General features: G+C 62.1%; 14 protein-coding genes. 4 read left to right on the forward strand and 10 right to left on the reverse strand.

Features of this window, described 5'->3' with window-relative positions; genetic code table 11:
- Positions 1-15 precede the first annotated feature (15 nt).
- The 7 genes from GM655_RS00140 to GM655_RS00170 form a co-directional block, all read right to left on the reverse strand.
- Positions 16-462, reverse strand: a complete 447-nt coding sequence (locus GM655_RS00140; protein WP_155432637.1) for a YcxB family protein — start codon at positions 460-462, stop codon at positions 16-18.
- Positions 463-588: 126 nt separating this feature from the next.
- A complete protein-coding gene (locus tag GM655_RS00145) occupies positions 589-1,443 on the reverse strand; it encodes a lysozyme inhibitor LprI family protein (RefSeq protein ID WP_196308672.1) in 855 nt (284 codons plus the stop codon).
- Between the two features lie 336 nt (positions 1,444-1,779).
- Positions 1,780-2,292 carry an arsinothricin resistance N-acetyltransferase ArsN1 family B gene (locus GM655_RS00150; RefSeq protein ID WP_155432639.1) on the reverse strand — a complete coding sequence of 171 codons (513 nt, stop codon included), beginning with the start codon at positions 2,290-2,292 and terminating at the stop codon, positions 1,780-1,782.
- 35 nt (positions 2,293-2,327) lie between these two features.
- Positions 2,328-3,425: an FAD-dependent monooxygenase gene (locus GM655_RS00155; protein WP_229632421.1), complete on the reverse strand. Its 1,098-nt coding sequence runs from the start codon at positions 3,423-3,425 to the stop codon at positions 2,328-2,330.
- A 135-nt stretch (positions 3,426-3,560) separates the two neighbouring features.
- Positions 3,561-4,895, reverse strand: a complete 1,335-nt coding sequence (locus GM655_RS00160; RefSeq protein WP_155434031.1) for an aminopeptidase P N-terminal domain-containing protein — start codon at positions 4,893-4,895, stop codon at positions 3,561-3,563.
- A 17-nt stretch (positions 4,896-4,912) separates the two neighbouring features.
- Positions 4,913-5,638, reverse strand: a complete 726-nt coding sequence (gene murU, locus GM655_RS00165) for an N-acetylmuramate alpha-1-phosphate uridylyltransferase MurU (RefSeq protein ID WP_155432641.1) — start codon at positions 5,636-5,638, stop codon at positions 4,913-4,915.
- A 9-nt stretch (positions 5,639-5,647) separates the two neighbouring features.
- The gene (locus GM655_RS00170; protein ID WP_155432642.1) at positions 5,648-6,724 is read right to left on the reverse strand and encodes an aminoglycoside phosphotransferase family protein; all 1,077 of its coding nucleotides are present in this window, start codon (positions 6,722-6,724) and stop codon (positions 5,648-5,650) included.
- Positions 6,725-6,822: 98 nt separating this feature from the next.
- On the opposite strand from GM655_RS00170, the gene GM655_RS00175 reads away from it, so the two are divergent.
- The 4 genes from GM655_RS00175 to rsmA all read left to right on the forward strand — a co-directional run bounded on the left by GM655_RS00175 (position 6,823) and on the right by rsmA (position 12,561).
- Complete coding sequence (locus GM655_RS00175; protein WP_155432643.1) at positions 6,823-9,096, forward strand: LPS-assembly protein LptD; 2,274 nt, start codon at positions 6,823-6,825, stop codon at positions 9,094-9,096.
- Between the two features lie 77 nt (positions 9,097-9,173).
- The gene (locus tag GM655_RS00180) at positions 9,174-10,643 is read left to right on the forward strand and encodes a peptidylprolyl isomerase (protein WP_229632318.1); all 1,470 of its coding nucleotides are present in this window, start codon (positions 9,174-9,176) and stop codon (positions 10,641-10,643) included.
- 78 nt (positions 10,644-10,721) lie between these two features.
- Positions 10,722-11,786: a 4-hydroxythreonine-4-phosphate dehydrogenase PdxA gene (pdxA, locus tag GM655_RS00185; RefSeq protein ID WP_371866664.1), complete on the forward strand. Its 1,065-nt coding sequence runs from the start codon at positions 10,722-10,724 to the stop codon at positions 11,784-11,786.
- A gap of 7 nt (positions 11,787-11,793) precedes the next feature.
- Positions 11,794-12,561, forward strand: coding sequence for a 16S rRNA (adenine(1518)-N(6)/adenine(1519)-N(6))-dimethyltransferase RsmA (gene rsmA, locus GM655_RS00190; RefSeq protein ID WP_155432645.1), 768 nt, complete (start codon positions 11,794-11,796; stop codon positions 12,559-12,561).
- Positions 12,562-12,860: 299 nt separating this feature from the next.
- Here rsmA and GM655_RS00195 read toward each other — a convergent pair whose 3' ends face one another.
- The 3 genes from GM655_RS00195 to GM655_RS00205 form a co-directional block, all read right to left on the reverse strand.
- Positions 12,861-13,511: a hypothetical protein gene (locus tag GM655_RS00195; protein WP_155432646.1), complete on the reverse strand. Its 651-nt coding sequence runs from the start codon at positions 13,509-13,511 to the stop codon at positions 12,861-12,863.
- A 57-nt stretch (positions 13,512-13,568) separates the two neighbouring features.
- Positions 13,569-14,174 (reverse strand): hypothetical protein, encoded by a 606-nt coding sequence (locus tag GM655_RS00200; RefSeq protein WP_155432647.1) that lies wholly within the window; start codon positions 14,172-14,174, stop codon positions 13,569-13,571.
- 169 nt (positions 14,175-14,343) lie between these two features.
- On the reverse strand, positions 14,344-15,783 hold the full coding sequence (locus tag GM655_RS00205; RefSeq protein ID WP_371866665.1) for a metallophosphoesterase family protein: 1,440 nt from the start codon (positions 15,781-15,783) through the stop codon (positions 14,344-14,346).
- Positions 15,784-15,825 lie beyond the last annotated feature (42 nt).

Below are 15,825 nucleotides of genomic sequence, written 5' to 3' on the forward strand. Positions count from 1 at the left end.
GGATGTAGACCGTTTTCAGCTTGGCCCGCCGGAGGGCTGATGCCGAACGATGTAGTTCTTCAATAGAGCATGCTGTTCATCACTTAGAACCCGAAAAGGAACCGGCATCGCACCGTCGCTTTGTGCAAACAGATATCCCACTGGGTAAGTATGAATGGCTATAACCTCGGCCCAGGGTACGACTAACTCTCCGCCCTTCGAACGCCGAGTTATTCCTGCGTCGTCAAAATGAAAATCGCAAGCGCCGACTTTTAGCACTTTGAACATAAATATAGGCGGGATAACTAGAAGCAAACAGCTACGTAGAACGAGGATATCTAAAAGGCTTATCTTTTTTCCCTGTTCAATTTTGCGGCGCGTTAATTCAGCAATTACGTGGGAGGTGACGATACCCAGGTATTCGCCTAGCCGGTAGCTGACGTGGAAACGCAGCGACGCAAGGGCAGGTTGGACAACTTGCAAGTGGATACTCCTGTTTGAGTCCATACATGAATGGGTGAAGCCAGCAGCACTGCCGATCACTTCACCGGTCGCTCACCTAGCGGTTGGTAAAATCGGAACAGAAAGCCGTCCGGGTATTTGTTTGGTCTAGCTCTGCGGACGATGAGCAGAAGCAGGAAGCCAATTGTTTAAGCGCTTGTATTGCGCCGTGTATTGATCCTTCAGACAGTCGACGAGGTTGTCTACATTGAGGCACTCGCGGTCTCGCTGTTGCAGCCACTTGCGTTGCAAGCTCCGTAGCTCCTCCTGCACACCGGTCGTGCCGCTACCGAGGCGGATACTATGGTATAGCTCGCTTACTGCGAGATCCTGCGCTGCAAGCCCTGTATCGGCGCAGATGGTTTTTTCAATTTTGCTCTGTGCCATCGTGCAATCAAACGCAGGGCCAGTCGATGGTGGCTGAAATTTCTCTTTCCAGCTAAAGGACTTAGGCGGCATCTCAACTTTTGCGCCAGAACGGTCGATAAATTCGATGTACTCGACGCTCATGCTCTGCTCATAAATCCAGGAGCTCAGAGCCAGCTTTGCCTGAGGGGGAATGTTGGCTGCAGATAGACTGTTGGATGCTAGCCTGAGGGTGCCAGGTACATGAAACGCCCCTATGCCCATGCCAGTTTCGGCATCTATCCATAGGAAGCCTTTCTCTGTACAGCTATGCGGGCGGCAGGCCGACATGCTGACATAGCGGTGATCTTCGACGACAACCGGATCCGGCGGGCCGCCGAGTGCCATCGCCACGTTATCGGATAAGGCGGGTGGAACTCGGCTGTTCACCAGTGCAACGAAGCGCTTATCCCATATGAGCTGGTTGGTTGACTTCCCTTCGTACTGTAGCAGCCAGGCAGTTGGTGACGTCGCCGGACCAGCACTTGCGCTGTCAGAGATCAGCAGAAAAACCAAGGCCGATGCGATAGCCTGAATTTTTAAGGGATAAACCTTCATTAGCATTCCTTAGACCTTGTAAGTCGGTGTATTAGCTTGGATGGCCAAGCCCAGCTCTTGGTGATGATCGTGCGTCTCGGTGCGCTAGCAACTGCATATCGCAACACGTGGTCTATCAGGTTTCGGCCGGAATAAATTCGAGCAAATGTTTGCTGAAACCATGACGCCGAAAATGATGGGCGAGGTCAGGCAGCAAGGCCAGCGTGCAGGTGGTCGAACCCGGCAAGGGATAGACACCGCAGCATAGCAATTCGCGCGCGCGAAAAATTCTCAGATTGTCACAATGGCTATCACAGCCTGAAGAAGGCTGGCGCCGATAGGTGCAGCAGTGGCTGCCTAGTGTGTCGCTGGCGTGGGCGCGGCAAGTGTTTTCTCCCAGTAGCCGACGTCGATCCAGCGGCCGAATTTGAAGCCGACTTCGCGGAACTGGGCGACTTTTTCGAAGCCCATTTTTTCATGCAGCGCCACGCTGGCCGGATTCGGCTGCGCGATACCGCCGATGACGAGGTGGTAGCCGCCAGCCGTCAGGCGTGCCAGTAGTTGCTGATAGAGCGCCGTGCCCAGGCCTTTGCCTGCGGTATCCGGCGCCAGATACACCGAGCTTTCGACTGAAAAGCGATAGGCATGACGTACGCGCCATTTGGTGGCATAGGCATAACCCGCCAGCACCCCATCCACTTCAACCACCAGCCACGGCAGGCCGCCGCGCTGCACGTCGGCGATGCGCTGCTGCATCTCGGCTGCCGTTACTGCCTGCTCTTCGAAGCTGATGGACGTGGTCAGCACGTAGTGGTTATAGATGGCGACTATGGCTGGGGCGTCATCGGCAACGGCGTCACGAATGATCATTTTTTCTCCGTTTGAGCGGCAGGTTTTTCAGGTTCTTAGCGGCGGCCGTACATCAGCAGTTCGGCCAGCATATTGCGCGCAGGTGGTACCAGGTCGATGGCGGTCAGCGACAGGCCCAGCAAACTTTGCAGCGGCGAAGTGCTGGCGAAGATGCGCGCCATGGTATCGGTAATGCGCACGGTGGTCTGGCGATCCTGCTCGCGCAGTACGGTGAACTGCGCCAGATGGGCCGGATCGGCGCCCTGTGCCAGCACCTTGGCCAGTACCGCGACATCGCGCAGGCCGAGGTTGAGGCCTTGTCCGGCAACGGGATGCAGCGTCTGCGCTGCATTGCCGATGGCGACCGTGCGTGCCGTGCTGCGCGGGTCGGCGTTCAGCCCGAGCGGGAAGGCCAAACGCGGCGTGGCGTGTACGAAGCGGCCCAGGCGGCTGCCGAAGGCGGCGCCGAGTTCGGCGAGGAAGCTGGCGTCGCCGAGTGCCTGCACGCGCGCCGCTTCGTCGGGACGCAGACACCACACCAGCGAGTATTCGCCGGCAGCGCCGCCTTGATCCTGCGGCAGCAGGGCCAGCGGACCTTGTTCCGTAAAGCGTTCGTAGGCGCGCGCCGCGATGGGGCGGTCGGCGCGGACCTGTGCGATGACGGCGCTCTGCTGGTAGTCGCGTCGCTGCGAACGGCTGGCCTGATCGCTGAACAGGCCACCTTCGGCCTGCACCACGATGGCTGCGCGTACGGCGGGTACGTCGCCAGCCAGCACCACGCGCACATGGTCGGCCTGTTCGTCGATATTCTCTACGCGGGCAGGACGCAACATGGGGATGCCAGCCTTCAGGCAGGCGGCGCCCAGTGCTGTCACGATGTCGCCGTAGCGGGTCACGTAGCCGAGTGCCGGCAGATCGTGCTCGCTGCGGTCGATCAGGCTGCGGCCGAACTGGCCGCGGCGTGAAACGTGGATCTGTTCGATCGGCGTGGCCACGGCAGGCCATGCGTGGATGGCATCGAGGATCTGGCGGCTGCCCCACGCCAGTGCCAGCGAACGGGGATCGTCGCTGGCCTGCGCCAGTGAACGGGCGTCGATCAGGGCGATGCGATCTGCCGCCATGCCGCGCTGGTACAGTAGCAGGGCCAGTGCCATGCCGGCCGGTCCGGCACCGCAGATGGCGACGTCGTAGTCTGTGCGGCCGCTTGCGGCGTTGGCGGGGCTGCGGTGGTTATCGCTGGAATTCGGGGTAGTACTCATGATTGCTGCATTTCGGGTTGCTGCATCAGCTTAAGGGGTGGGGCGCTGCTGCATGAGATGTTCGATATCGGCCACGCTCTTGGGCGCGGCAGCGCTCAGGATGGTGTAGCCGCTGTCCGTCACCAGCACATCGTCTTCGATGCGGATGCCGGTATTCCAGTAGCACTCGGGTACGTCCGGCGCGGGCCGCACGTAGATGCCCGGCTCCACCGTCAGCGTCATGCCCGGCTGTAGCGGGCGCGAGGGCTTGTCGGCGGCCGTGATGTCGCGGTAGTGGCCCACGTCGTGCACGTCCAGCCCTAGCCAGTGGCCGGTGCCGTGCATGTAGAATTTCTGGTGGTGCTGGTTGGCGATCACGTCGTCGACCGTGCCGTGCACATTGGCCTGCAGCAGTCCCAGATCGAGCATGCCTTGTGCCAGCACCTTGACGGCTGCCTGATGCATGTCGGCGTAAGGTCGGCCCGGTGCGATCACGCCCAGCGCAGCCGCTTGTGCAGCCAGTACCAGTTCGTACAGGCGCTGCTGCGCAGCGCTGAAACGGCCGTTCACCGGATAGGTGCGCGAGATGTCGGCCGCATAGCTGTTGTATTCGCAGCCGGCGTCGATCAGCAGCAGTTCGCCGTCGCGGCACAAGCCGTTGTTGGCGCTGTAGTGCAGCACGCAGGCGCGTTCGCCGCTGGCGACAATCGAGTTATAGGCCGGTGCCTGTGCGCCGCTGCGGCGGAAGGCGTACAGCAGTTCGGCTTCCACTTCGTATTCGTACATGCCGGGCCGCGTGGCCAGCATGGCGCGCAGGTGGGCCTGCGCCGAGATGTCGGCGGCGCGCTGCATGCAGGCCAGTTCTTCGGCATCCTTGCGCAGGCGCAGTTCGGCCAGCAGGGGCAGCAGGTCGACCGCGCTATCGGGCGGCGTTACGCCCGTGCGGGCGCGGGCGCGCAGGGCCGAGCGCCAGACTTTGACCTGGGTATCGAGGCTGCCGCCCAGCGGGTAGTACAGGGCCGGTGCATCGGCCAGCAGGCGGCTCATTTCGCTGTCAAGGTCTTCGATCGCGTAGGCGGCATCCATGCCGAAGGCTAGGCGGGCCGCTTCCGGTCCGTAGCGGTAGCCATCCCAGATTTCCCGTTCGGGGTTTTTCTGGCGACAGAACAAAATGGCCTGTGCGGCGCTGTCGGCACGCGCCGCCACCAGTACCAGCACGCTGTCCGGTTCCGTGAAGCCGCTCAGGTAGTAGAAATCGCTGTCGTGGCGGTACGGGTATTCGTTGTCGGCGTTGCGCACCACTTCCGGTGCCGTGGCCAGCACGGCGATGGCGCCGGCCGGCAGTTGCGCCAGCAGGCGGCTACGGCGCGCCGCGCAGGCGGCCATCAGACTGGCCGCGCTGTTCACTGGATGGACGCCGGCCGCGGCGACAGCGGGGCGTTGAGTTGTTCCAGTTGCTGCACGGTGCCGAGGTTGTGCCATGGTCCCGTGTAGACTTCACCGCCTACCTGTCCGCGCTCGGCGGCTTCGCGCAGCAGCGGGCCCAGTTTGGCGTGGCTGCCCGGCGTGATCCCGTCGAACAGCTCCATGCGGTAGACGCCGATATTGCCGAAGGTGTAGCGCGGCGTGCCGTCGTTATTCACGGTGTACAGGGTCAGGCCGAAATCGCCGTCCGGATGGAAGTCCGGATTCGGCACCAGATACAGCCAGCACACATCGCGCTTTTCGGCCGGATAAGGATTGCCCCACAGGTCTTTATCGTGCAGCACGTCGAGCACCTGGGTGAAATCGAACTGCGGGATGTACAGGTCGGCCGAGATGGCGAGGAACGGTTCTTCGCCGAGCAGGTGGCGCGCTGCGGCCACGCCGCCGGCCGTTTCCAGCGCCGTGCCTTCGCGCGAGTATTGAATCCTGGCGCCGTATTTGCTGCCATCACCGAGCAGCGCTTCGATCTGCTCGCCCAGATGGGCGTGGTTGATGACGATTTCGGTAATCCCTGCCTTGACCAGATTCACCACGTGCCAGACGATCAGCGGACGGCCACGTACCACCAGCAGCGGTTTGGGCGTGGTGTCCGTCAGCGGGCGCATGCGCTCGCCGCGACCGGCGGCGAAGATCATTGCTTTCATGGCCGCCCCTTAGAAGGTGTAGCCGACTTGCGGCGCCTTGTTTTCCAGCGTGTCCAGCAGACGTAGCAGGGGTTTCAGTTCAGGGTAGCGGCCGGCTGTCTTGCGCACGTATTCGAGCACGGTAGGCAGGTCGTCCAGATACTGGGCTTTGCCGTCGCGGTAGTTGAGGCGGCAGAACAGGCCGAGGATTTTCAGATGGCGCTGCAGGCCCATGTACTCGAAATCCTTGTAGAAGTCGTCGATGTCGGCAGCCACGGGCAGGCCCAGCGACTTGGCATGCTGCCAGTAGCGGATTACCCAGTCCAGCACCAGTTCTTCATCCCACTGCACATAGGCGTCGCGCAGCAGCGAGGCCAGATCGTAGGTCATGGGGCCGTACAGCGCATCCTGGAAGTCCAGCACGCCGGGATTGCCCACGTCGATCTGCATCAGATTGCGCGAATGGAAATCGCGGTGCACGAATACCTGCGCCTGCGCCGTCACATTGGCCAGTATCGCGTCGAACACGCCCTGCAGCGATTTCTGCTGAGCGTCGGTCAGGGTGGCGTTCAGGTGGCGGCCGATATACCACTCGGGGAATAGCGCCATTTCGCGCTGCAGGAAGGCGCGGTCGTATTCGGGCAGCACGTCCGGCGCGCTGGTGAGCTGGAAGCGGCTCAGGGCTTCCAGCGCTTCGGCGTACATAATGGAGGCGTTATCGTGGTCCAGCACCTGCAGATAGGTGGTGGTGCCCAGATCGGACAGCAGCATGAAGCCGCGTTCGTAATCAGTGGCGATAATGCGCGGCACGCTCACGCCGGCCTGACGCAGCATTTCCGCGACCTTGACGTAAGCGAGCACGTTTTCGCGTTCCGGCGGCGCGTCCATGGCGATCAGCGTGCTGCCCAGCACGGCTTGCTGTTCTGGCAACACGTCAAGGCGGAAATAGCGGCGGAAACTGGCGTCGGCCGATGCCGCGCGCGCACTGGCCGCAGCCACCACATTCAAGCCGGCCAGCCACTCGGTGAGAGCGGCCAGACGCAGATCGGGGGTGTTAGCAGCGGTGTTAGCAGGCGTATCAGATGGTAAATTCTGTAATAATGACATGGAGCGAACGGCGGAAACCGGTATAGACTGAAGATTCCCCTATAATAAGGGATTCAGATTAAAAAATCGCCTGTCATGGTGGTACGCCCTTATTTTTCATGAGTTGCCTGCGCTGGCTTTTGCCCCCCTCTACCTCGCCCCGCTGGGCCTATGCCCTGACTGCCATCGTGACGGTAACGTCCGTGCCCGGTTACGCCCAGAGCGTGCCCGGCAAGACGCGCGCGCCGCGGGTCGAGAACAAGGCGGCCGTGACGGTGATCCAGGCGGAAGACATTACCGGCCGTCCCGAGCGCGAAGTCACCCTGACCCGCGATGCGGAGCTGGTCAAGGACCAGACCCGCGTAAAGGCCGACACGGCCTGCTACCGCCAAGTGGAAGATGAAGTGCATGCCGAGGGCAAGGTGCGCATCTGGCGCTTCGGCGACTATTTCACCGGCGATGAGCTGCAGATGAATATGGATACGGGGCAGGGCTATATGCTCAACCCGACCTACCGCATGGAGACCAACCATGCGCAGGGCAAGGCCGAACGCATTAACTTCCTCAATGAAGACGAGGCGCTGGTGCTGAACGGCACCTACAGCACCTGCCAGAGTGCCAATCCGGACTGGTATCTGCGCTCGAATACCCTGAACCTTGATTCGGGGCGTGACGTGGGCACGGCGGGCAAGACCATCATCTACTTCAAGGATGTGCCGATACTGGGCACGCCAGCGCTATCGTTCTCGCTGTCCGGTGCACGCCGTTCCGGCTGGCTCTCGCCTATGCCGGGCTTCGGTTCGAAAGGCGCGGCTGAACTGACGGTGCCGTACTATTTAAATATCGCGCCGAATCGCGACCTGACGCTGTACCCGAAAATCATTCCGCGCCGCGGCTTCCAGCTCGGTGCCAATGGCCGCTATCTGGGCGAGACCGAGGGCGGGTTGTATCAGGGCGAAACCTATCTGGAATTTCTGCCGCACGACAAGCAGTACATTCCTTCCACGCCGGGCGGTTCCACCGACCGCTGGAGCGTGCGTTCGCACCATACGCAGGAGCTGAGCAACGACTGGTCGTATGGCTGGCAGGTGCGCGCGGCCTCGGATAACAACTATCCCAATGACTTCTCCAAGACGGTGTCCAGCTCGACGGAACGCCAGTTGCTGCGCGAGCTGCGCACCGACTACCATGGCGAGTTCTGGACGCTGACGGCACGCGTGCAGAAGTATCAGGTGCTGCAGGATCCGGAATCCGTGGTTGATCCTAGCCTGTTCGTTTCGCGTCCTTACGACCGTCTGCCGGCAATTAACTTCCACGCCGCCCAGTACGATGTGGCGGGCGGCTTCGACTGGGCCATGGACAGCGAACTGACGCGCTTCTACCACCCGACCCTGCTGCGCGGCACCCGTATGGTGGCGATACCGCAGCTCAGCTATCCGATTATCGGCGCCAGCTATTTCATCACGCCCAAGGCCAGCGTGAATCTGGCCCGCTACGATCTGGATGCCAACGAAACCACCGGCAGCAAGGCCGAGCAGTTGTCGCGTTCCGTGCCGACCCTGTCGGTCGATGCTGGGCTGGTATTCGAGCGCCCGCTGCAACTGGGGGGCAAGGAAGTCACGCAGACGCTGGAGCCGCGCCTGTTCTACGTGAATACGCCGTACCGCGACCAGAGCCGCTTCCCGACCTTCGATACGGATGCGGCCACCTTCAACTTCAGCCAGATCTTCAGCGAAAACCGTTTCGTCGGTTCCGACCGTATTGGCGACGCCAACCAGCTCACGGCGGCACTGGTGTCGCGCTTCCTGAATGAAGCGGGGGCGGAAGCCTTGCGCCTCGCCTTCGGCCAGCGCTTCTACTTCCGCGACCAGCGCGTGCAGCTCAATTCCACCACGCCGGTAGTCGATGCACGCTCCGACATGCTGCTCGCAGCAACGGGCCGCATCGCCGAAACCTGGGGCTTCGATAGCGCCGTGCAGTACAGCCCCAGCCAGAGCCGCGTGGTATCGGAGAGCTATACCGTGCAGTGGCTGCCGGGTCAGAAGAAGGTGCTGAATCTGGGCTACCGCTATCTGCGTAACAGCTTCAAAAATATTGATGTGTCGAGCCAGTGGCCGATATTCCAGCGCTGGTATGGTGTAGGCCGCGTTAGCTACTCGGTGCAGGATAAGAAAGTGCTGGAAAGTCTGATCGGTCTCGAGTACAACAGCGACTGCTGGGTGTTCCGTATGGGCGCGCAGCGTTTCGTGACGACTTCGACCAAGGCTTCCACGCCGATCTTCTTCCAGTTGGAGCTGAACGGCCTGTCCCACCTCGGTGTGGGCAGCCCGCTCGAAGCGATGAAAAATAGTATTCCTGGTTACCAGCGTTTAAACGAAGGCTATGGCCGTTAAGGAACCCCGGCGCCTGCTGTCCGATCCGGATGGCCGGTGCTGTTTGATTGATGACTACTGACTGTTGAGCTTCTACCATGCGTAATGCCCGTCCCATCCCGATGAAAGTTCTGGCGCTGCTGTTGTGCAGCAGCGCGCTGGCCGGTTGCAGCCTGTTCGGCAAAAAGCCGGCCGCCGCACCTGCTGCGGCACCAGTGGCCGCACCGGCTGCTGGCGCAGCACCGGCCGCCACGCTGGCGGCCAAGCCAGCCGTCAAGAGTGATGGCAAAGGTTTCCTGCCGCCCGGCGAATCGGGCAATGTGGCGATCGACTCCATCGTGGTGGTCGTCAACGATGACGTGATCACCCAGCGTGAACTGAATAACCGTATCAAGACCGTGACCGGCCGTATGAAGGCGCAGAACGTGGCCCTGCCCGATGCGGCCGACCTGCGCCGCCAGATGCTCGAGCGCATGATCGTGGAACGCGCCCAGCTGCAGATGGCCAAGGAGATGGGCGTGCGGGTCGATGACCTGCAGCTCGACCGCGCCATTGCCCGTATCGCCGAAGCACAGAAGCTGAGCGTGCAGGATCTGCGCAACCAGATGGAAAAAGACGGCATGCCTTACGCGGCCTTCCGTGAAGAGATCCGCGAAGAGATCATCATGCAGCGTCTGCGCGAGCATGAAGTCGATGCCAAGATCCAGATTTCCGATGCCGAGGTGGACAGCTTCCTGGCGGCTGAAAAAGCGGCGGCAGCCGAGCAGTTCGAGCTGAATATTTCGCAGATCATGATCCGGATTCCGGACAATGCCACGGCCGAAGTGATCGCCCAGCGCCGTGCCCGCGCCGAAGAAGTGATGCGCCAACTGCGCACCGGCGCCGATTTCGCCAAGATGGCCGGTACCTATTCCGATTCCAGCGATGCGCTGCAAGGCGGCGTGGTGGGCTGGCGTCAGCCCGAGCGTCTGCCGCCGGTGTTCGCGGAAGCGCTGGTCAAGCTGAAACCCGGTCAGGTCACGCCTATCATCAAGAGCGTGGGCGCGTTCCACATTCTGAAGGTGTCCGAGCGCCGCAGTCTGGCCGAAGCACAGGCCGTGGCTGCCGTGCAGCAGACCCACGCGCGCCACATTCTGATCAAGGTCACGCCGACCATGAGCGCGGCCGATGCCAAGCGCAAGCTGCTGGAACTCAAAGAGCGACTGGATAACAAGGCGGCCAAGTTCGAAGATCTGGCGCGTCTGGTATCGAACGATGGTTCCGCTGCCAAGGGCGGCGATCTGGGCTGGCTGTATCCGGGCGATACCATGCCGGAATTCGAAACGGCCATGAACAATCTGAAGATCGGCGAAGTCAGCGATCCGGTAGAAACCAGCTTCGGTATTCACCTGATCGAAGTCCTCGAACGCAAGAGCGACGATGTCTCCAAGGAGCGCGAGCGTAACAATGCCCGTCAGGCTATCCGCGAGCGCAAGATGGAAGAAGAGGCGGAAAGCTGGCAGCGTGAAGTGCGCGACCGCGCCTATGTCGAATTCCGTACCGAAGACGGCAGCAACCCCGCCAAATAAGGCGGGCTGGCTGGTCCCGTCCTGCTGATCCGGACGGGGCAGCCTTTGAATAATCGCATCAGCAGGAAAGGGTCGCCCGTGGGCGCTAGCAATCAATCTGCGGGACGCCGGCCCGTGCTGGCCCTGACGGTCGGCGAACCGGCCGGCATCGGCCCGGAAATCGCCATCCGTGCCGCCTGGGAGCGCCGCCATCAGGCCAACTGCGTGCTGCTGGGCGATGCGGCCTATCTGGCCATGCTGGCCGCCGATATCGATCCGGCCATCCGGGTCTCGGCACTGTCCTCGCAGGCGGTGCGCAATGCCGGTCTGCCCCACTTCGGGCCGGACCGGCTGATTGCCATCGATGTGCCGCTGGCAGCCCATGTGAAGGCCGGTCAGCTCGATCACCTGAATGGCCGCAGTGTACTGGCCACGCTGGATCTGGCGCTGGAAGGCCTGAAGGCGGGCTGGTTCGGCGCCATGGTGACGGCACCGCTGCAGAAATCCACCATCAACGATGCCGGTATCGCTTTTACCGGCCACACCGAATATCTGGCCCAGCATAGCGGCACCGAACAGGTGGTGATGATGCTGGCCGGCGAACCGGCCGGCAGCGTTACAGGCGCGGCCCCGCTGCGGGTGGCGCTGGCCACTACCCACCTGCCTTTGCAGCAGGTATCGGCAGCGCTCAGCGTGGAGGGCCTGCTGCGTACCCTGAGCATCATCGATCAGGATCTGAAGCACAAATTCGGCCTCGCTGCACCGCGCATACTGGTGTGCGGCCTGAACCCCCATGCCGGCGAAAACGGTTATCTGGGACGCGAAGAAATCGATGTGATCCAGCCCGCGCTGGCCGCCGCGCAGGCAGCCGGCATCGATGCGCGCGGTCCGTATCCGGCCGATACCGTGTTCCAGCCCAAGTATCTGCAGGACGCCGACTGCGTGCTGGCCATGTACCACGATCAGGGCCTGCCCGTGCTGAAGTACGCTACCTTTGGGCGTGGCGTGAATATCACGCTGGGGCTGCCGTTTATCCGTACTTCGGTCGACCATGGCACGGCGCTCGATCTGGCCGCACAGGGTCTGGGCCGGGCCGACAGTGGTAGTATGCTGGCCGCGATCGATAGCGCACTGTCTATGGTCGCTGCCTCACAAACTTTATAAGAACATCATGAAACACGTTGCCCGCAAACGCTTTGGCCAGAACTTCCTGCACGATCAGCACGTTCTGGACCGCATTACCGACTCTATCGCACCGGCCGCCGGCGACACCATGGTCGAAATCGGCCCCGGTCTGGGCGCCATGACAGACCAACTGACGCGCAGCCTGCCGCACATGCATGTGGTGGAACTGGACCGCGATCTGGTGGCGCGTCTGCAGCAGCGCTATCGTCCGGAAAAGCTCACCGTGCACGCGGGCGACGCGCTGAAGTTCGATTTCGGCAGCCTGCCCGTGCCGGAAGGTCAGAAGCTGCGCATCGTCGGCAATCTGCCCTACAACATCTCCAGCCCGCTGCTATTCCATCTGGCGACGTTCGCGCCCCAGGTGAAGGACCAGCATTTCATGCTGCAGAAAGAAGTGGTGGAGCGCATGGTGGCCGAGCCGGGCAGCAAGGTGTATGGCCGCTTGTCCGTGATGCTGCAATGGCGCTACGACATGACGCTGCTGTTCGTGGTGCCGCCGGATGCCTTCGATCCGCCGCCCAAAGTCGATTCGGCCATCGTGCGCATGATCCCGCTGGCGCAGCCGCTGGCCTGCGATGGTGCCCGTCTGGAAGCCGTGGTGCAAAAAGCGTTTTCGCAGCGCCGCAAAGTGATCCGTAACTGTCTGGCCGGCATGTTCACGGAAGCGCAGATCATCGAAGCGGGCATCGATCCGACCGTGCGCCCCGAGACCATCAGTCTGGAACAGTACGTGGCACTGGCCAATCTGGCCTAGGTCTGGGCAGTGCGGCCCCGCATGGGGCCAGTCAGCAACCGTCAGGCTGCCAGCGGCAGCGCTGGCGGTTTTTTTTGCCTACGCAGCCCGGTGGGCAGGCGGCACAGCCAAAAAAAAAGCCCGCTACAGTGAGCGGGCTAAATCCAATTCCTTTGCAAGAAGTGGAGGAGACAGGGCTAGTATGCTGCGACGCGTCATATAAGGCAAGTTTATTTTTCGCATATCAATTATTCATATTGTGAATATTGATGGTTGGCTTGCCCGCCACGCGCCGCTCTCCTCGTCTTGCGTGCTGGCGATCAGGTTTTCGGTACACAGGTCAGCACGATATTGCTGACGTTGGATTCCGGCATGATGCCGCTGCCATTGGTCAGCGTGCAACTAACGTCGCTAGGCTGGGACAGAATCGTCACGCCGTAGGCATCGCCGAATTTAACGGCGGCCGCAAAGTTGAAGAAGCCTGCGCCCGGAGTGTTGGTATCGGCCATGGCGCTGGAAACGGACAACTGGCCACCGGTACTGCCGTTCAGCAGCACTACGGTGCGCGGCGTGGCGGCCGTGGTGGCGGTGGCGTCGTTGTTGGCGTACAGGCCGGAGAACTTGCCGCCCAGTGCGTAGCTATTCTGGACGCAGGTAATCAGCGCGTTGATGACCAGCGTGTGGCCGGCCGAACCGGACGAGGTGGCCGTGGTCGGGGTGCAGGTCTGGTGCGCAGGCTGGGTCTGGACGACCACGTTGAAGCTGGCGCCGTAATCGATCTGCTTGGGCATGGTAAAGGTCAGCGCTCCGGCCGGCACGGGCAGGGTGTCGCTGCCATTGGCCAGTACCAGACCGGCATTGTTCAGGCCCGTGATCGTGCCCTGTACGGCGAATTGCTGTTTGCCACCGCAGCCAGCCAGTGCCGCGCCCAGTACCAGCGCCGCAGCGGCGCCCATAAATTTGATGTTCATGTAGTGCTCCAGATCATTCAGGAAAGGGCGGCCGCCATGCTGGCGGCCGGGCCCGTATTATTGGCAGGTAACGACGATGCCGTTGTAGTTACCCGAAGGCATGGTGCCGACGTTGTTGCTGAGGCTGCAGACCTTGGTGGTTTCCTTGGGCTGGGTCAGAATGGCGACGCCGTAAGGCGAGCCGTCCGCCACCAGCGCGGGGAAGGTGAAGCTGACGGCTGCACCCGGCGTGGTTGGTGGCAATATGCTGACGGTGTCGGAACCGTTGGTCAGCACCAGGCCCTTGGTATCGAGCCCGGTGACGGTGCCGCCCAGCGAATACGGGTTGGTGGTGCATTGGAAGCGGATCGAATACGCGGTGTAGACGCTGGCTTTGCCGATGTTGGTGTTGTCCAGTGCTTTGCACTTGGCACCGGTAGGCTGGTTCTGGATTTCGATATCGAAGTCTTCGTCCGGTTTGACCAGTTTGGTGAAGACGAAGCTGACCTGGCCCGAGGTAATCGGCAGGGTTTCACCATTTTTGGCGTTGATCAGGACCAGATCGGGTTTGTACAGGCCGGTGATGGTGCCACTCAGGGCCATGCTGCCGCCACCGCCGCCGCAGCCTGCGAGGATCGCGCCGCACAGCAGGGTCAGGCCAGCACGCTGATACAAACTTTTCATAAACTCTTCTCCAAAACAAAAGGGGGCGGGCGCCCGCTTGGCGCAGCCGGGGCATCTTACACGGAATCGCCCGTATTTTAGTGCATTTGGTAACACCCGGCGCACTTGCCGATGTAACAGCCTGTGACACTGGCGGGCCTGCCGTCGCGGCACCTGCCCGCAGCGCGGGCTATTTCACCTGATCGTGCTCGCAGCGTGAATGGCGGCCGTTGATCTGGCAGCGGTTGCGGACCTGCCCGTGCAGGTCGTGGATCAGCACCAGCCACTGGTCCGGCCCTTGCCGCTCCATGGTCATGAAGCCGAAGCCGTCTATCCAGTGGCTGTAGGCTTCCACCACCGCACCCGGTGCGGGCGTCACGCCTTGCGGCAGTTGTACGGGCAAGGGCACGATATCTTCCGCCGTGCCGGAAAAACCGGACACGAACTGGCTGGGGTGGGGGCTGGAAAAGCTCATTTGCTCCCACAGATGTACATGGCCGGACAGCATGGTCTGGATATTTTCGGGCAGGTAAAGCGGGTTCAGCGATCCGAAGCTTTGCAGCAGGCCGGCATCGCCCTTGAGCAACTGGATAGGGCCGTCGCCCTTGCGGTCGGCGCCCATGGCCAGCATCGGGTGATGCACGATGCCCAGATTACGGGGCGCTTGCGCGGCCAGTTCGGCCAGCCGGCGGTAGCTGTCGCGGTACATGTCCCAGCCCGTATCGCCCGGTTTGAAGCCACGCCAGCTAGTGCTGGCGCTATCGATCACCAGTAACTGGGTGTCCTGCCCGATCGGCACGGCGTAAGGGGCGCTGTAGTTGCCCAGCTTGTCGTTGGCCGGATCGTCACAATCGCGCTGCGGCAGCAGAGGGCGCGGATCGAGCCAGCGCCAGTAACCCTGGCCTGCGCGCGCGCAGTTTTCATGGTTGCCGCGAGCCATGATCCATGGCGCCGCCTGCAGCAGCGCCGCGCCGGGCGTGAAGAAATCGGCCTGCCAGGCATCCCAGCCATAGCCCCACGGGCTGCCCGCGCAGCCGGCATTGCCCGCCGGGCAGGCGTTTTCACGGTAGTGGTAGTCGCCCACGTGGATCACCAGATCAGGCTTCCATGCGGCAGCGGCAGCGGCAATGCGGGCAAACGGATAGGCATCCTGATCATTGCAAGCCTGATAGCTTTGGGCATGGTCGGCCAGCCGGCAGCCCGTGTCGCCCAGTACCACGATGCGCTGGGGCGCCGCAGCAGGGCGCGGCAGTTGGCGGCCCAGCACGCTGGCGCTGGTATAACTGGCGCTGGCCGGCAGCTCGGCCTCGCAGGTCAGCATGGGGAAGACGGATGGTTTCGAGTCAGCTATGGGCGATACGGTGGGGCGCAGCGGCAGGCTGGCGGGGCGCGAGCGCACACTCATGGCTACGCTGTGCTGGTCGATCTGCAGCGGCGGGCAGGCCGGCGCATCGATGAGCACGCGCGCCACGGCACGGCCGTTTTCGCCGAGCACCACATAGGAGCTGAATTCCGGCGCAGGCGCAGGGGCCAGCGCAGCGCAGCCGCCCAGCAAGGCAGACAACAACGCGGCAGGCACGGGGATGGTGAGACGCGACAGGGATAAGGAGAGTCGGGGCAGCGGCAACACGGTTACTCCACATAGGCAATCTGTTAATTTACCACGCTCCGT

Origin of the sequence: Pseudoduganella danionis (assembly GCF_009720775.1) — a bacterium.
In the GTDB taxonomy this organism is placed as follows: Bacteria; Pseudomonadota; Gammaproteobacteria; order Burkholderiales; family Burkholderiaceae_D; genus Rugamonas; species Rugamonas danionis.

Bases quoted from the DNA above. Each gene is read 5' to 3' on its own strand.
- GM655_RS00150 (WP_155432639.1), bottom strand. From the start codon at position 2,292: ATGATCATTCGTGACGCCGTTGCCGATGACGCCCCAGCCATAGTCGCC.
- murU (WP_155432641.1), bottom strand. From the start codon at position 5,638: ATGAAAGCAATGATCTTCGCCGCCGGTCGCGGCGAGCGCATGCGCCCG.
- GM655_RS00175 (WP_155432643.1), top strand. From the start codon at position 6,823: ATGAGTTGCCTGCGCTGGCTTTTGCCCCCCTCTACCTCGCCCCGCTGG.
- rsmA (WP_155432645.1), top strand. From the start codon at position 11,794: ATGAAACACGTTGCCCGCAAACGCTTTGGCCAGAACTTCCTGCACGAT.
- GM655_RS00145 (WP_196308672.1), bottom strand. From the start codon at position 1,443: ATGAAGGTTTATCCCTTAAAAATTCAGGCTATCGCATCGGCCTTGGTT.
- GM655_RS00170 (WP_155432642.1), bottom strand. From the start codon at position 6,724: ATGTCATTATTACAGAATTTACCATCTGATACGCCTGCTAACACCGCT.
- GM655_RS00180 (WP_229632318.1), top strand. From the start codon at position 9,174: ATGCGTAATGCCCGTCCCATCCCGATGAAAGTTCTGGCGCTGCTGTTG.
- GM655_RS00195 (WP_155432646.1), bottom strand. From the start codon at position 13,511: ATGAACATCAAATTTATGGGCGCCGCTGCGGCGCTGGTACTGGGCGCG.
- GM655_RS00200 (WP_155432647.1), bottom strand. From the start codon at position 14,174: ATGAAAAGTTTGTATCAGCGTGCTGGCCTGACCCTGCTGTGCGGCGCG.
- GM655_RS00155 (WP_229632421.1), bottom strand. From the start codon at position 3,425: ATGGCACTGGCCCTGCTACTGTACCAGCGCGGCATGGCGGCAGATCGC.
- GM655_RS00160 (WP_155434031.1), bottom strand. From the start codon at position 4,895: ATGGCCGCCTGCGCGGCGCGCCGTAGCCGCCTGCTGGCGCAACTGCCG.